The sequence below is a fragment of the Streptomyces sp. NBC_00887 genome (assembly GCF_045207585.1).
Window position 1 is genome coordinate 1,219,149 of the sequence record NZ_CP108788.1, and the last position, 14,232, is coordinate 1,233,380.

At 65.3% G+C, this 14,232-nt stretch carries 11 protein-coding genes, 2 rRNA genes and 1 riboswitch; of the genes, 1 reads left to right on the forward strand and 12 read right to left on the reverse strand.

The window, feature by feature from the left end; genetic code table 11:
• Positions 1–165: 165 nt before the first annotated feature.
• Positions 166–261, reverse strand: a riboswitch (glycine riboswitch).
• 133 nt (positions 262–394) lie between these two features.
• Complete coding sequence (locus OG844_RS05540) at positions 395–766, forward strand: PRC-barrel domain-containing protein (RefSeq protein ID WP_351169381.1); 372 nt, start codon at positions 395–397, stop codon at positions 764–766.
• Here the strand turns inward: OG844_RS05540 and OG844_RS05545 are convergent.
• From OG844_RS05545 to OG844_RS05600, 12 genes are all read right to left on the reverse strand, one after another.
• A complete protein-coding gene (locus OG844_RS05545; protein ID WP_406388501.1) occupies positions 688–2,142 on the reverse strand; it encodes a DNA polymerase IV in 1,455 nt (484 codons plus the stop codon). The two genes, OG844_RS05540 and OG844_RS05545, sit on opposite strands and share 79 nt — an antisense overlap.
• A gap of 75 nt (positions 2,143–2,217) precedes the next feature.
• Positions 2,218–2,835, reverse strand: coding sequence for a MerR family transcriptional regulator (locus OG844_RS05550; protein WP_406388502.1), 618 nt, complete (start codon positions 2,833–2,835; stop codon positions 2,218–2,220).
• A gap of 168 nt (positions 2,836–3,003) precedes the next feature.
• Entirely contained in the window at positions 3,004–3,477 is a 474-nt protein-coding gene (locus OG844_RS05555) for a bifunctional nuclease family protein (RefSeq protein ID WP_006123076.1), read from the reverse strand.
• A gap of 53 nt (positions 3,478–3,530) precedes the next feature.
• Positions 3,531–4,274 carry a MerR family transcriptional regulator gene (locus OG844_RS05560; RefSeq protein ID WP_406388504.1) on the reverse strand — a complete coding sequence of 248 codons (744 nt, stop codon included), beginning with the start codon at positions 4,272–4,274 and terminating at the stop codon, positions 3,531–3,533.
• 42 nt (positions 4,275–4,316) lie between these two features.
• Positions 4,317–5,114, reverse strand: coding sequence for an FHA domain-containing protein (locus tag OG844_RS05565; RefSeq protein ID WP_406388505.1), 798 nt, complete (start codon positions 5,112–5,114; stop codon positions 4,317–4,319).
• A 190-nt stretch (positions 5,115–5,304) separates the two neighbouring features.
• Complete coding sequence (locus OG844_RS05570; RefSeq protein WP_406388506.1) at positions 5,305–6,126, reverse strand: DUF881 domain-containing protein; 822 nt, start codon at positions 6,124–6,126, stop codon at positions 5,305–5,307.
• Positions 6,127–6,131: 5 nt separating this feature from the next.
• A complete protein-coding gene (locus OG844_RS05575) occupies positions 6,132–6,464 on the reverse strand; it encodes a small basic family protein (protein WP_003970459.1) in 333 nt (110 codons plus the stop codon).
• Entirely contained in the window at positions 6,461–7,381 is a 921-nt protein-coding gene (locus OG844_RS05580) for a DUF881 domain-containing protein (protein WP_406388508.1), read from the reverse strand. The genes OG844_RS05575 and OG844_RS05580 overlap by 4 nt, the downstream gene beginning before the upstream one ends.
• A gap of 97 nt (positions 7,382–7,478) precedes the next feature.
• Positions 7,479–9,974, reverse strand: a complete 2,496-nt coding sequence (locus OG844_RS05585; RefSeq protein WP_406388509.1) for a sugar phosphate nucleotidyltransferase — start codon at positions 9,972–9,974, stop codon at positions 7,479–7,481.
• Between the two features lie 112 nt (positions 9,975–10,086).
• Positions 10,087–10,695, reverse strand: coding sequence for a CDP-alcohol phosphatidyltransferase family protein (locus tag OG844_RS05590; RefSeq protein WP_329213122.1), 609 nt, complete (start codon positions 10,693–10,695; stop codon positions 10,087–10,089).
• Positions 10,696–10,840: 145 nt separating this feature from the next.
• A 5S ribosomal RNA gene (rrf, locus tag OG844_RS05595) occupies positions 10,841–10,957 on the reverse strand.
• 79 nt (positions 10,958–11,036) lie between these two features.
• Positions 11,037–14,161, reverse strand: a 23S ribosomal RNA gene (locus tag OG844_RS05600).
• Between the last annotated feature and the right edge of the window lie 71 nt (positions 14,162–14,232).

Sequence of the window (14,232 nt, forward strand, 5' to 3'; positions counted from 1 at the left end):
TGCGAGGGGCACCACGGCGTGGCTGCCCGAACGGCCTCCCCATCTGTCATCTCGACCTGAGAGCTTCACCGGCACGCCCTGAGGCATACCGGCTTTCACCGTCGGTGAGGACGGGGCCCGCCACGGCACGTGCCGTACGGATCCCGTCCTGCTTTCCAGAGTGACCTCGTCCGTGCGGTACGGGGGCCTGAGAGATTCCGGGGAGGAGTTGCTCCTTCGGCGCCTCCGGAATGCTCCGGAGGACTCTCCCGCACAGGGTCAGCAGCCGTGTTCCAGACTACCAGCGGGGCGGCGCCGGCCGTCTCGAGTGGCCGAAGCCCCGGATCTGGCCTTTCGTAGTGCCTGTGGAGCTATTGCGACCACCCTGACCGCAGTGCGACCAGTGGGAGGCACCGTGCAGACCGACATCGATCCGCGCAGCCTGATCGGCCGCAAGGCCTACGACCGCCAAGGCTCCAAGATCGGAACGGTGGACGAGGTCTATCTCGACGACGCCACCGGTGTACCCGAGTGGGCGGCCGTGCGCACCGGACTGTTCACCCGGGACGCCTTCGTACCGCTGGAACCGAGCGAATTCGTCGACGGCACCCTGGTGATCCCCTTCGACCGCGCCCTGATCAAGGACGCCCCCGATTTCGGAGTCGGCCGTCATCTCTCCCCTGAGCAGGAACTGCAGCTCTACCGCCATTACGGGCTGGACTCCGCCGCGCCGGGCGGTACGGGGCCCGACAGGGACTTCGGCAGGCTGGCCGGCCACGAGGAGTAGTCCACGGGGTCCCGCACCAGGGGTAGCGGGTCGGCCGGCCGGAGCTGCGGATCGTCGACACGGAACGTGCGTACCCGGCCCGGCCGCTCCTCCGGCTCCTCGAACCGGACCGTGACACGGCCGACACCGCTGCCCTGCACCCATCCGTGGCCGTGGTCCTCGTGGCGTACGTCGTGGCCTGCGGGCCACCGTCGGCCCGCGAGGCGGTCCGCCCTCTCCTCGGCCGTTTCCTCCGCCGTGACCGGCTCGTCGGGGGCACCGTCGGCCCCGTCCTCCGACTCGTCCGCCACCGCCTGCCGGGCGTCGGCGGCCTGCGCGAAGAGGTCCTCCTGGGTGAAGTCCGCGAGCCCTGTGACACCCACTCCGAGGAGCCGTACGCCACCGGTGGTGTCAACGGCCTCCAGCAACCGCGCCGCGGCTTCTCTGACGACCGTGGGGTCGTCGGTGGGGCCGCGCAGGGTCTCGGAACGCGTGAGCGTGGAGAAGTCGTAGCGGCGCACCTTGAGCACGACGGTCCGCCCCGACCTCCCCGCGCCTCGCAGGCGCTCCACACACCGTCCGGCCAGCCTCTCCACCTCCGTCCTGACCCGGACCCGGTCGTGCAGGTCCACGTCGAAGGTGTCCTCGACCGATACGGACTTCGCGTCCCGTTCCGCGACGACGGGCCGGTCGTCGTGCCCGAGGGCCATGCGGTACAGCGCGACGCCGTGCGCCTTGCCCAGCAGGCGGACGAGCTCTGCCTCCCCGGCCTCGGCCAGGTCCTGGACCACCGTCATCCCCGCGCGCCGCAGATGGTCCCCGGTGGCGGGCCCGACGCCCGGCAGGATCCGCACGGACATGGGAGCGAGCAGTTCGCGCTCCGTACCCGGCTCGATGAGCAGGAGACCGTCCGGTTTCGCCTCCTCCGAGGCGATCTTGGCCAGCATCTTGGAACCGGCCAGACCGACCGAACCGCTGAGTCCGGTGACGCCTCTGATGACCGTGCGCAGCTGCTCACCGATCGCACGGGCCGATGCCGCGTCATCGGCGACCCCGCCGGCCTCCAGGTCGACGAAGGCCTCGTCCAGGCTGAGCGGCTCGACGAGCGGCGAAAGCCGCCCGAGGAGCTCCATCACCTGGTCGCTCACCGTCCGGTAGAGCGCGAACCGCGGCACCAGATAGGCGGCGTTGGGTGCAAGCCGTCTCGCCTGTGCCATGGGCATCGCCGAATGCACTCCGAAGCGCCGGGCCTCGTACGACGCGGTGGCCACCACCCCACGCATTCCCAGTCCGCCCACCACCACCGGTTTGCCGCGCAGGCTCGGTTTCGCCGCCTGCTCGGCAGAGGCGTAGAAGGCATCCATGTCCAGATGCAGGATGGTGGGAGCGGATCTCACATCAACCGATGCTGCCCTATGCCACTGACAACGGGCCTGCTCCGCGCCCGTGCGGCGCGGAGCAGGCCCGGTGGCTCAGCCCGCACGGTTGCGCCGCCGGGCCAGCTCGTCCGCGGGGTTGTTGCCGATCAGCGTCTCCCCCGTGTCGACCCGCTCGCCGTGGAGCTGCGACAGGGTCGCGTCCACATCGCGCCAGACGACGCCCACGGCGATACCGAAGACTCCCTGCCCCCCCTGGAGCAGATCCACGACCTCGTCGGGCGAGGAGCACTCGTAGACCGTCGCCCCGTCGCTCATCAGGGTCATCCGTTCCAGATCCGTGAATCCGCGGGCCCTCAGGTGCTGGACCGTGGTGCGGATGTTCTGCAGCGCGACACCCGTGTCGAGGAACCGCTTCACGATCTTGAGGAGGACCACGTCCCGGAAACTGTAGAGACGCTGTGTCCCCGATCCGTACGCCGGACGCACACTCGGCTCCACCAGACCCGTACGGGCCCAGTAGTCGAGCTGCCGGTAGGTGATCCCGGCCGCCGCGCACGCCGTCGGCCCCCGGTAGCCGATGTCACCTGCCACTACCGCACCGTCCGCTGCCACCGCCTCCGGCTGAACCGGCTGTCTGATGGTGTGGTCGGCCGCACTGCTGTGCTGCCGGTACGGCCCACCCGCAGCCGTACCGTCGCCGCTGCTTCTCACGCCGACCTCCGTCCTTGACCTGCCATCTCGAAGGTAGGCAGTCACCAGGGGTGCGTCAACGATCGCCACACTCGGCACGCCGAGTGATAATCACCCTGAGGGTGGTTTCCCGTGTCTCATTTCCGGGAACGGCTTGTCGGATGCGCTGACGGCACCCCCGCGGGACGGTCACTGACTGTTCGTACCGAAGTCCTCCGGTGAGATCTGGTCGAGGAACTCACGGAACTTCTCGACCTCGTCCTCCTGCTCGTCCGGGATGGCGATCCCGGCGTCGTCCAGCACACCGTCACTGCCGTAGATCGGCGTTCCGGTGCGCAGGGCGAGCGCTATGGCGTCGGACGGCCGCGCGCTCACCTCGACTCCGCTGGCGAAGACCAGCTCCGCGTAGAAAACCCCTTCTCTGAGGTCCGTGATCCGGACCTCGGTGAGCTCTTGGCCGACGGCCTCGAGCACATCCTTGAAGAGATCATGGGTCAGCGGCCTGGCCGGAGCCATGCCCTGCTGGGCGAAGGCGATCGCGGTCGCTTCCCCAGGGCCGATCCAAATGGGGAGGTACCGGTCGCCTCCTACTTCACGCAGGAGCACGATCGGTTGGTTGGAGGGCATTTCCACCCGGACACCCACAACGTCGAGCTCGTTCACACAGCAACCCTAGGACGTGCCCGCCATGTTTGGATAGTCGGGCTCCGCCGCGGTCAGTGGAACCGGACCTTGAGGGCGGTCTGCACGAAGGCCGCGTGGAGCCGGACGGACAGCTCCGCGAGCTCTCTCGCGGTGGCCTCCGCATGGGCCCTGGTCTGCGGATTCCGGTGCCGGCGCAGGGGCGCGACCACCTGTTCGACCAGTCCCGCCTCACGATCCGCGGCGGCCTTGACGGCCCGCAGATGCCGAGGTTCCAGACCGAATCGCCCCAGATCCGCCACAAGTCTCGCGACCGTCACCGCCTCGGCTTCGTAGCTTCCCTCGGGCGAGGGAGCGATCAGCCCGTAGGACTCCCACTCGACGAGCTGGTCCTCACTGACGTCAGCGGCCGCGAGAAGCTCGGAGCGCCCGATCCGGGCGGCTGTGGCCCGGCCGGGGTCCGGTTCCCAGCGACCGTCCACGAGCTCGCCCTGACCGCCGCCGGACGGCAGCGCGGCCTGCTCGCCACGGGCGAGGGCATCCAGGTGCTCACGGATGACCTTGAGCGGCAGGTAGTGGTCCCGCTGCATGCGCAGCACCTGAGCCAGCCGCTCCATGTCGGCCGGGCTGAACTTGCGATAGCCGGAGGGCGTCCGCTGCGGCTCGACGAGCCCCTCCGCCTCAAGGAAGCGGATCTTGGAGATCGTTACTTCGGGAAACTCGTCGCGCAGCTCCAGAAGCACCGTGCCGATGCTCATGGCGCGCTCGTCCGCGGCGGCGGTGCCGTGTCCGGCACCGCCTGTCGGTGTTCGCAGCATGAACCTTCCTCGGGGTCCTTCCGGACGCGGTCCGGGGGAGGGTCAGACGCCCCGCTGGCTCGCGTAGAAGACCAGCCGGTACTTGCCGATCTGAACTTCGTCGCCGTTGGACAGCAGGACGGAATCGATGCGCTCACGGTTGACGTAGGTGCCGTTGAGGCTGCCGACGTCGCCCACGGTGAAACTACCGTCCGGGCTCCTGCGGAACTCCACATGGCGCCGCGACACGGTCACGTCGTCGAGGAAGATGTCGCTCTGCGGGTGACGGCCCGCGGTGGTCAGCTCGCCGTCCAGCAGGAAGCGGCTGCCGGAGTTCGGGCCGCGGCGCACCACCAGGAGCGCGGATCCCGCGGGCAGCGCGTCGACGGCTGCCTGTGCTTCCGGCGAGAGGGACGGAATGGCCGTCTGTCCCGTCACCTCGGCCTCGTACGCCTCGATGCCGGAGATCGAGATCGTCGACGTCGTCTCGGAGGCGCGCTCGGGAACTCCGCCCCGCAGCGGCGCACCGCAGTTGGAACAGAAACGGCCGGCCTCGCCATTGCGATGCCCGCACCTCGTACAGACCGGCATGGAGGAGCCCTCCGGGGCGGGGGTGAACCCTCCACCCGTACTTGAGGTTGATGGTTCCCCGAAACCTATGCGTCCGGCACCGGCAGGGTCAACAGACGACGCGCCGGAGGCGCCCCTCTGATCGCCCGGCGAACCCGGCACCTCATCGCGGAAGAGCGGGCGCTCCGAACCCTGCTCCTCGGCGCCCTGACCCTGGCGCGGAGCACGGTGGCGAGCAGCGCCGCTGTCTTCGCGTGCACTCTTTCCGAACAACTTCGCAAACAACTTCACGGGCGATTCCCCTTGACCGAAATAGACCCGCCCGTGGGGCAGGACGAACCCTGAATGAACACACCTGCCGACCCGGACATCTTCACAACGTCCGTATCCACCCGACAGTTTCCACCACGCGCCACCGATCCGATGCGCCGACCCCCCGCAACCTCGTGACTGTGTCCTGCGGGCCACGTGCGCCAAGGCCTCACCGGGACGACGACCGAGCGTAGTCAGGCAGCTTCGCCGGTCGCAAGGCGTCGACGACGATCTCCTCGGCCCGTGCCACCTCCGCCGTGGCCTGCTCCTTCTCGAGCGTCTGCACCACTCCACCGGGGATGTTGAGCGCCGGCTCGAGGTCCTGCGGTTTGCCGATCACCTTGAACTCGTACGGAGACCGGATCCTCCGGTTGTCCACCCTCAGGTCTCCCCCGTCGCCGGAGAAATACGTATTGGCCACCACCCGCACGCCGTTGATCTCGATCGCTTCGGCACCGGCCGCCCGCAGTTCCTGGATGGCATCGAGGAGCATGTCCGGTTCGACCGCACCGCTCGGGTCGTTGATGGTGAGGGTGATGCCGGGTCCCTCGGCCGCGACCGTACCCGCGAGGATGCCGAGCTGCCGCTCCTTCTCGAGCGTCTGCTTGCGGGCCTCCTCCGCCTGGTCGGAGCTGTTCTCCAGCTCCGTGCGCTGGTCGTCGAGGCTCTGCTTCTCGTCCTCGAGCCGCTGGGTCCGGTTGTCGAGCTCGTCGAGGATGCGGACCAGGTCCTCCTGGCGGGCACCGCGCAACGCGCTGTTGTCGCTGTTCGACCTGACCTGGATGGCCAGCCCCAGCCCCAGTACGAACAGCAGGAGCGCCACGATGAGTTGGGCCCTGCTCACCCTGGGCGGCCAGAGGCCCGCCAGCAGCCGCTGGCGCCCGGAGGACTCCTTGGGCTGGTCGGCGCCGGTCTCGGGGGCCGGCGCGGGGACCTCTGCCGGCAGCTCGCCCGCAGGTCCCTCGTTGCGCGGATTCTCGTCGTTGCTCATCGGCCTCAAGCCCGGAAGACGTGCCGACGGATCGCCGCGGCATTGGAGAAGATGCGGATACCGAGCACGACCACCACACCGGTGGAGAGCTGGGCGCCTACACCCAGCTTGTCGCCGAGGAACACGATCAGTGCGGCCACCACGACGTTCGAGAGGAACGACACGACGAAGACCTTGTCCACGAAGATCCCGTCGAGCATGGCACGCAGACCTCCGAAGACGGCGTCGAGTGCGGCCACAACGGCGATCGGCAGGTAGGGCTCGACCACCGCCGGCACTTCGGGCCGGACCAACAGTCCGACCACGACTCCCACGACGAGGCCCAGTACGGCGATCACGATGTGCCCTTCCCTGTTTCTGCCGCACCACTGCGCGTGTCTGCGGCCTGAGGCTCTGCTGTGCGTACGATCAGGCTCGGCGCGGCCGGAAGGCGCACCCGCTCCTGCTCGGAGATGCTGGTGCGGATGTCGAAGCTCTCGTGCAGCGCCTGCAGATACAGACCGTCCGCGCTGTCCTGGAAGGCGTCGGAGAGTTTCTTGCCGTCCCCCACCGCCAGCACCGTGTAGGGCGGCACCAGCGGCCTGTTGTCGACCAGTATGGCGTCGCCCGCCGCGCGGATCGCGGAGAGGGCGGTCAGCCGCTGTCCGTTGATGGCGATCGCTTCCGCCCCGGACTGCCAGAGGCCGTTGACCACGCGCTGCATATCGCGGTCGCGCACCCGCCCGGTGTCGGCGAAGCCGGTCGACTCACGCGGTCCGCCGCCGCCCTGGTCGGTGTCCTTGGCGTCATCGACGACGAGCTTGATTCCGGGCCCTTCGACCGCGGTCGCTCCGGAGAGGAGCGCCACCAGCCCGCCCTTGGCCCCGCCATGCCGTTCGAGCGCCTTGCGCTGCCGTTCGTCGACGTCCTTGCGCAGTTCGTCGACGTCCTCCTGGAGCGCGTCCGCCGCATCGGTCTCGGCGTTGACACGGTCGATGAGCTCTTCGCGCTCCTTCGCCACGACCGGTGCCGCGACCTGGGCCTCGGCGGCACCGAGCGTCACGACGAGAGCCGCGACGACGAGGCCTGCCGCGAGGCCGAGCTTCGACTTGAGCGTACGGGGCATGCCCGCACTTCCGTCGGCCTTGCGGCGCGCAGCAGCCTCGGCGTATCCCTCGTCGAGGCTGTGGTCCATCACATTGGTCAACAGCGACATGGACGCGTCGGGGCGGGGACGCTGCGGGGTGCTACTCCGATCGGGGGGCGGCTGCGACATGCCGCACATCGTCGCACGTCATGCCTGCTGCCGCCGAATGGCCCCACCGGTGGCCCGGAAGCCGCAGCACCACGGCGTCCGGGCCACCCGGCTCGGCTCAGTCGCCGGCGCTGTCCACGATCGCCGACCACTCGTCCAGCAGGGCCTGGGCGGAGGCGTCATCGGGGCCTTCGGCCCACAGATGGGTGACGGCCTCCGCCCTGTCGGGCAGCACCATCACCCAGCGGCCGTCGGTCTCCACCACCCGGACACCGTCGGTGGTGTCCACACTGCGCTCCCCTGCCGCCTCCACGACCCGCCGCATGACGAGCCCCTTGACGGCCCAGGGCGTCGCAAGGTCACGGCGCAGCACGTGGGCACGCGGAATGCGGGCATCGATCTGGCTGAGCGTGAGCTGGGTCCGGGCCACCAGCCCGATGAGCCTGACGAAGGCAGCCGAGCCGTCGAAGACGCTGCTGAACTCGGGAATGATGAATCCGCCGCGTCCGTCACCACCGAAAATGGTGGCGTCCTCGCGTCCCACCCTGGTCAGGTCGTCCGGGGACGTGGTCGTCCACTCCACCTGCGTGCCGTGGTACGCGGCCACCTGTTCGGCGACACGGGTGGTGGTCACCGGCAGGGCCACGCGCCCGCTCCGCCGCTCGGCCGCCACGAGGTCGAGCATGACCAGCAGGGCCCTGTCGTCCTCGATGATCCGGCCCCGCTCGTCGACGAGGGAGAGCCGCTCACCGACGGGGTCGAACCGCACCCCGAAGGCCGCCCGTGCGGACGACACGATCTCCCCGAGGCGCACCAGTCCGGCCCGCCTGGACTCGGCGGACTCTGTGGGACGCGACTCGTCGAGCCCGGGGTTGATCGTCAGCGCGTCCACACCGAGGCGTCCGAGCAGGCTGGGCAGGACGAGCCCCGCGCTGCCGTTCGACGCGTCGACCACGACCTTGAGGCTCGCGTCGGCGATACCGTCCGTGTCGACGTTGCGGAGCAGGGATCCCGTGTAGGAGTCGAAGACGCTCGACGGGAAGTGGAGGTCTCCGATCTCACCGGGGAAGGCCCTGCGGTACTCCTGGCGGGCGTAGACGCGGTCAAGCTTGCGCTGGCGCGCCTGGGAGAGATCGGCACCGCTTTCGTCGATGAACATGATGTCGACGGAGTCCGGCACACCGGGCGACGTCCGGATCATGATGCCGCCGGCACTGCCCCGCGCGGTCTGCTGGCGGGCCACCGGCAGCGGCACGTTCTCCAGGTCCCGTACGTCGATGGCGCTCGCCTGCAGGGCGGAGATGACCGCTCTCTTCAGCGCGCGCGCACCACGGGAGTGGTCACGTGCCGTGGTGACGGTCGACCCCTTCTTCAGGGTCGTCGCGTACGCACCGGCGAGTCGCACGGCGAGCTCCGGGGTGATCTCGACGTTCAGGATCCCGGAGACACCGCGCGCTCCGAAGAGGTGCGCCTGCCCCCGCGACTCCCAGATCACCGAGGTGTTGACGAAGGCTCCGGCCTCGATGGTCTTGAACGGGTACACCCGCACATTGCCCTGGATGATCGATTCCTCGCCGACCAGGCATTCGTCGCCGATGACGGCGCCGTCCTCGATGCGGGCCGCCCGCATGATGTCGGTGTTCTTACCGATCACGCAGCCACGAAGATTGCTGTGCTGGCCGATGTACACGTTGTCGTGCACCACGGCCCTGTGCAGGAAGGCACCGGTTTTCACCACGACGTTCGACCCGATGACGGTGTGTTCCCGGAGTTCGACACCGGCTTCGATCTTGGCGTAGTCGCCGATGTACAGCGGCCCTCGGAGTACCGCGTCGGGATGGACCTCCGCGCCCTCCGCGACCCACACACCGGGCGAGATCTCGAAGCCGTCGAGCTCGACGTCGACCTTGCGCTCCAACACGTCGGCCTGGGCCTTCACGTAGCTCTCGTGGGTGCCCACGTCCTCCCAGTAGCCCTCGGCGACATAGCCGTAGATCGGCTTGCCCTCCTTCATGAGCTGCGGAAACACGTCGCCGGACCAGTCCACCGAGGTATCTGCCTGGACGTAGTCGAAGACCTCGGGCTCCATGACGTAGATGCCCGTGTTGACGGTGTCCGAGAAGACCTGGCCCCAGGTCGGCTTCTCCAGGAAGCGCTCGACCTGACCCTGCTCGTCGACAATCGTGATGCCGAACTCCAGCGGATTCGGGACCCTGGTCAGGCATACCGTGACCAGTCCGCCCTTCTCCTTGTGGAAGGCAATGAGGTCCGTCAGGTCGAAGTCGGTGAGTGCGTCACCGGAAATAACCAGGAAGGTGTCGTCCTTGAGGGCTTCCTCTGCGTTCTTGACGCTTCCCGCGGTACCGAGTGGCTTCTCCTCGTTGGCGTAGGTGAGCTCCATTCCGAGTTCTTCGCCGTCGCCGAAGTAGTTCTTCACGAGCGAAGCAAGGAACTGAACGGTTACGACGGTCTCATTGAGCCCATGCCGCTTGAGCAGCCGCAGCACATGCTCCATGATCGGCCGATTGGCTACGGGCAGGAGCGGCTTGGGCATGCTTGAGGTCATGGGGCGAAGACGAGTGCCTTCGCCGCCGGCCATTACGACGGCCTTCATGTCGGAAACGTCCTCCTTGAAGAGACGACGGTCTAGCCGACATCACCCGTCGGGGCAACAACCACAGCATCCGTTGCGGACCGGCGACACTGCGCGGCACCGCATCAACGAGCTATTCGGCTACTTCATCCGCCTTGACGAGTCGGCGGACCTGGACCACGTAGAGGATCCCTGCCCACCAATAGAGCGTTGTACCCCAACCAGCGAACGCCCATCCGAAAACGGCGCCCAGCGAAGCCAGCCAACCACTTCCGTCACTGAGCAGCAACAAGGGGAAGGCGTACATCAGGTTGAAGGTTGCAGCTTTCCCGAGGAAGTTCACCTGCGGCGGCGGATAGCCGTGCCGGCGCAGGATTCCCACCATGACAAGGAGCATGAGCTCACGTGCGAGAAGAGCTGCGGTGAGCCAGAGCGGCAGGATCTCGCGCCAGGTGAGCCCGACGAGGGTCGACAGGATGTAGAGGCGGTCGGCAGCTGGGTCCAGGAGTCGCCCGAGGCTGCTGATCTGGTTCCACCGGCGTGCGAGCTTGCCGTCGAGATAGTCGCTGACGCCGCTCAGCATCAGCACCAGCAACGCCCAGCCGTCGCTGTTGGGCCCGCCGAAGACGGGACGAAGGATCAACCACAGGAAGAGCGGCACGCCGACGAGGCGAGCCATGCTGAGGATGTTGGGGATGGTGAGTACTCGGTTCGTCTGAACTCGAGTCTCCTGGACCTCCACCCGGGGGCCTCCTGTGAAGAACGTGCCAATGATGCACCCTGACCCTACCCTCAGCCGCCGAGTGCCGATGCACGGGGGTACAAGGACGTGATTGAACGCAGAAAAGCCCCGTGCCACAAGGGCACGGGGCTTTCCCGGAATAATTGTTCGGCGGCGTCCTACTCTCCCACAGGGTCCCCCCTGCAGTACCATCGGCGCTGAAAGGCTTAGCTTCCGGGTTCGGAATGTAACCGGGCGTTTCCCTAACGCAATGACCACCGAAACACTATGAAATTAACCAACACCGGAAGAAAACACGGCCGTTCGTTATTTCAGAACTAACACAGTGGACGCGAGCAACTGAGGACAAGCCCTCGGCCTATTAGTACCAGTCAGCTCCACCCGTTACCGGGCTTCCACATCTGGCCTATCAACCCAGTCGTCTACTGGGAGCCTTAACCACTCAAGGTGGTGGGAATACTCATCTCGAAGCAGGCTTCCCGCTTAGATGCTTTCAGCGGTTATCCTTTCCGAACGTAGCCAACCAGCCATGCCCTTGGCAGGACAACTGGCACACCAGAGGTTCGTCCGTCCCGGTCCTCTCGTACTAGGGACAGCCCTTCTCAATATTCCTACGCGCACAGCGGATAGGGACCGAACTGTCTCACGACGTTCTAAACCCAGCTCGCGTACCGCTTTAATGGGCGAACAGCCCAACCCTTGGGACCGACTCCAGCCCCAGGATGCGACGAGCCGACATCGAGGTGCCAAACCATCCCGTCGATATGGACTCTTGGGGAAGATCAGCCTGTTATCCCCGGGGTACCTTTTATCCGTTGAGCGACAGCGCTTCCACAAGCCACTGCCGGATCACTAGTCCCGACTTTCGTCCCTGCTCGACCCGTCGGTCTCACAGTCAAGCTCCCTTGTGCACTTACACTCAACACCTGATTGCCAACCAGGCTGAGGGAACCTTTGGGCGCCTCCGTTACTCTTTAGGAGGCAACCGCCCCAGTTAAACTACCCATCAGACACTGTCCCTGATCCGGATCACGGACCTAGGTTAGACATCCAGCACGACCAGAGTGGTATTTCAACGACGACTCCACAACCACTGGCGTGGCCGCTTCAAAGTCTCCCACCTATCCTACACAAGCCGAACCGAACACCAATATCAAACTATAGTAAAGGTCCCGGGGTCTTTCCGTCCTGCTGCGCGAAACGAGCATCTTTACTCGTAGTGCAATTTCACCGGGCCTATGGTTGAGACAGTCGAGAAGTCGTTACGCCATTCGTGCAGGTCGGAACTTACCCGACAAGGAATTTCGCTACCTTAGGATGGTTATAGTTACCACCGCCGTTTACTGGCGCTTAAGTTCTCAGCTTCGCACACCCGAAAGTGCACTAACCGGTCCCCTTAACGTTCCAGCACCGGGCAGGCGTCAGTCCGTATACATCGCCTTACGGCTTCGCACGGACCTGTGTTTTTAGTAAACAGTCGCTTCTCGCTGGTCTCTGCGGCCACCCCCAGCTCAGGAAGCAAGTTCCCTCACCAGTGATGGCCCCCCTTCTCCCGAAGTTACGGGGGCATTTTGCCGAGTTCCTTAACCATAGTTCACCCGAACGCCTCGGTATTCTCTACCTGACTACCTGAGTCGGTTTAGGGTACGGGCCGCCATGAAACTCGCTAGAGGCTTTTCTCGACAGCATAGGATCATCCACTTCACCACAATCGGCTCGGCATCAGGTCTCAGCCTTAATGTGTGACGGATTTACCTGCCACACGGCCTACACCCTTACCCCGGGACTACCACCGCCCGGGCTGGACTACCTTCCTGCGTCACCCCATCGCTTACCTAATACAAGTCTGGTTCATCGGCTCCACCACTACCCTCAACTCCGAAGAGATCGGGCCGGCTTCACGGACTTAGCATCGCCTGATTCAGTATTGGGCGTTTCAAAGCGGGTACCGGAATATCAACCGGTTGTCCATCGACTACGCCTGTCGGCCTCGCCTTAGGTCCCGACTTACCCTGGGCAGATCAGCTTGACCCAGGAACCCTTAGTCAATCGGCGCACACGTTTCTCACGTGTGTATCGCTACTCATGCCTGCATTCTCACTCGTGAACCGTCCACAACTCGCTTCCGCGGCTGCTTCACCCGGCACACGACGCTCCCCTACCCATCCCAGCCCCCGTTGGGGGTACGTGCTGGAATGACACGACTTCGGCGGTACGCTTGAGCCCCGCTACATTGTCGGCGCGGAATCACTTGACCAGTGAGCTATTACGCACTCTTTCAAGGGTGGCTGCTTCTAAGCCAACCTCCTGGTTGTCTCTGCGACTCCACATCCTTTCCCACTTAGCGTACGCTTAGGGGCCTTAGTCGATGCTCTGGGCTGTTTCCCTCTCGACCATGGAGCTTATCCCCCACAGTCTCACTGCCGTGCTCTCACTTACCGGCATTCGGAGTTTGGCTAAGGTCAGTAACCCGGTAGGGCCCATCGCCTATCCAGTGCTCTACCTCCGGCAAGAAACACACGACGCTGCACCTAAATGCATTTCGGGGAGAACCAGCTATCACGGAGTTTGATTGGCCTTTCACCCCTAACCACAGGTCATCCCCCAGGTTTTCAACCCTGGTGGGTTCGGTCCTCCACGAAGTCTTACCTCCGCTTCAACCTGCCCATGGCTAGATCACTCCGCTTCGGGTCTTGAGCGCGCTACTAAATCGCCCTATTCGGACTCGCTTTCGCTACGGCTTCCCCACACGGGTTAACCTCGCAACACACCGCAAACTCGCAGGCTCATTCTTCAAAAGGCACGCAGTCACGACTGCATGTGCAAGCACATACAGCGACGCTCCCACGGCTTGTAGGCACACGGTTTCAGGTACTATTTCACTCCGCTCCCGCGGTACTTTTCACCATTCCCTCACGGTACTATCCGCTATCGGTCACCAGGGAATATTTAGGCTTAGCGGGTGGTCCCGCCAGATTCACACGGGATTTCTCGGGCCCCGTGCTACTTGGGTGTCTCTTAAACGAGCCGTTGATGTTTCAGCTACGGGGGTCTTACCCTCTACGCCGGACCTTTCGCATGTCCTTCGCCTACACCAACGGTTTCTGACTCGTCTCACAGTCGGCAGACCATGAAAAAGAGATCCCACAACCCCGCATGCGCAACCCCTGCCGGGTATCACACGCATACGGTTTGGCCTCATCCAGTTTCGCTCGCCACTACTCCCGGAATCACGGTTGTTTTCTCTTCCTGCGGGTACTGAGATGTTTCACTTCCCCGCGTTCCCTCCACACTGCCTATGTGTTCAGCAGTGGGTGACAGCCCATGACGACTGCCGGGTTTCCCCATTCGGAAACCCCCGGATCAAAGCTTGGTTGACAGCTCCCCGGGGACTATCGTGGCCTCCCACGTCCTTCATCGGTTCCTGGTGCCAAGGCATCCACCGTGCGCCCTTAAAAACTTGGCCACAGATGCTCGCGTCCACTGTGCAGTTCTCAAACAACGACCAGCCACCCATCACCCCGCCCTCACAGGCGA

Coding starts and splice junctions, on each gene's coding strand:
- OG844_RS05560 (WP_406388504.1), bottom strand. CDS start 4,274: ATGCTGCGAACACCGACAGGCGGTGCCGGACACGGCACCGCCGCCGCG.
- OG844_RS05570 (WP_406388506.1), bottom strand. CDS start 6,126: ATGAGCAACGACGAGAATCCGCGCAACGAGGGACCTGCGGGCGAGCTG.
- OG844_RS05580 (WP_406388508.1), bottom strand. CDS start 7,381: ATGTCGCAGCCGCCCCCCGATCGGAGTAGCACCCCGCAGCGTCCCCGC.
- OG844_RS05585 (WP_406388509.1), bottom strand. CDS start 9,974: ATGAAGGCCGTCGTAATGGCCGGCGGCGAAGGCACTCGTCTTCGCCCC.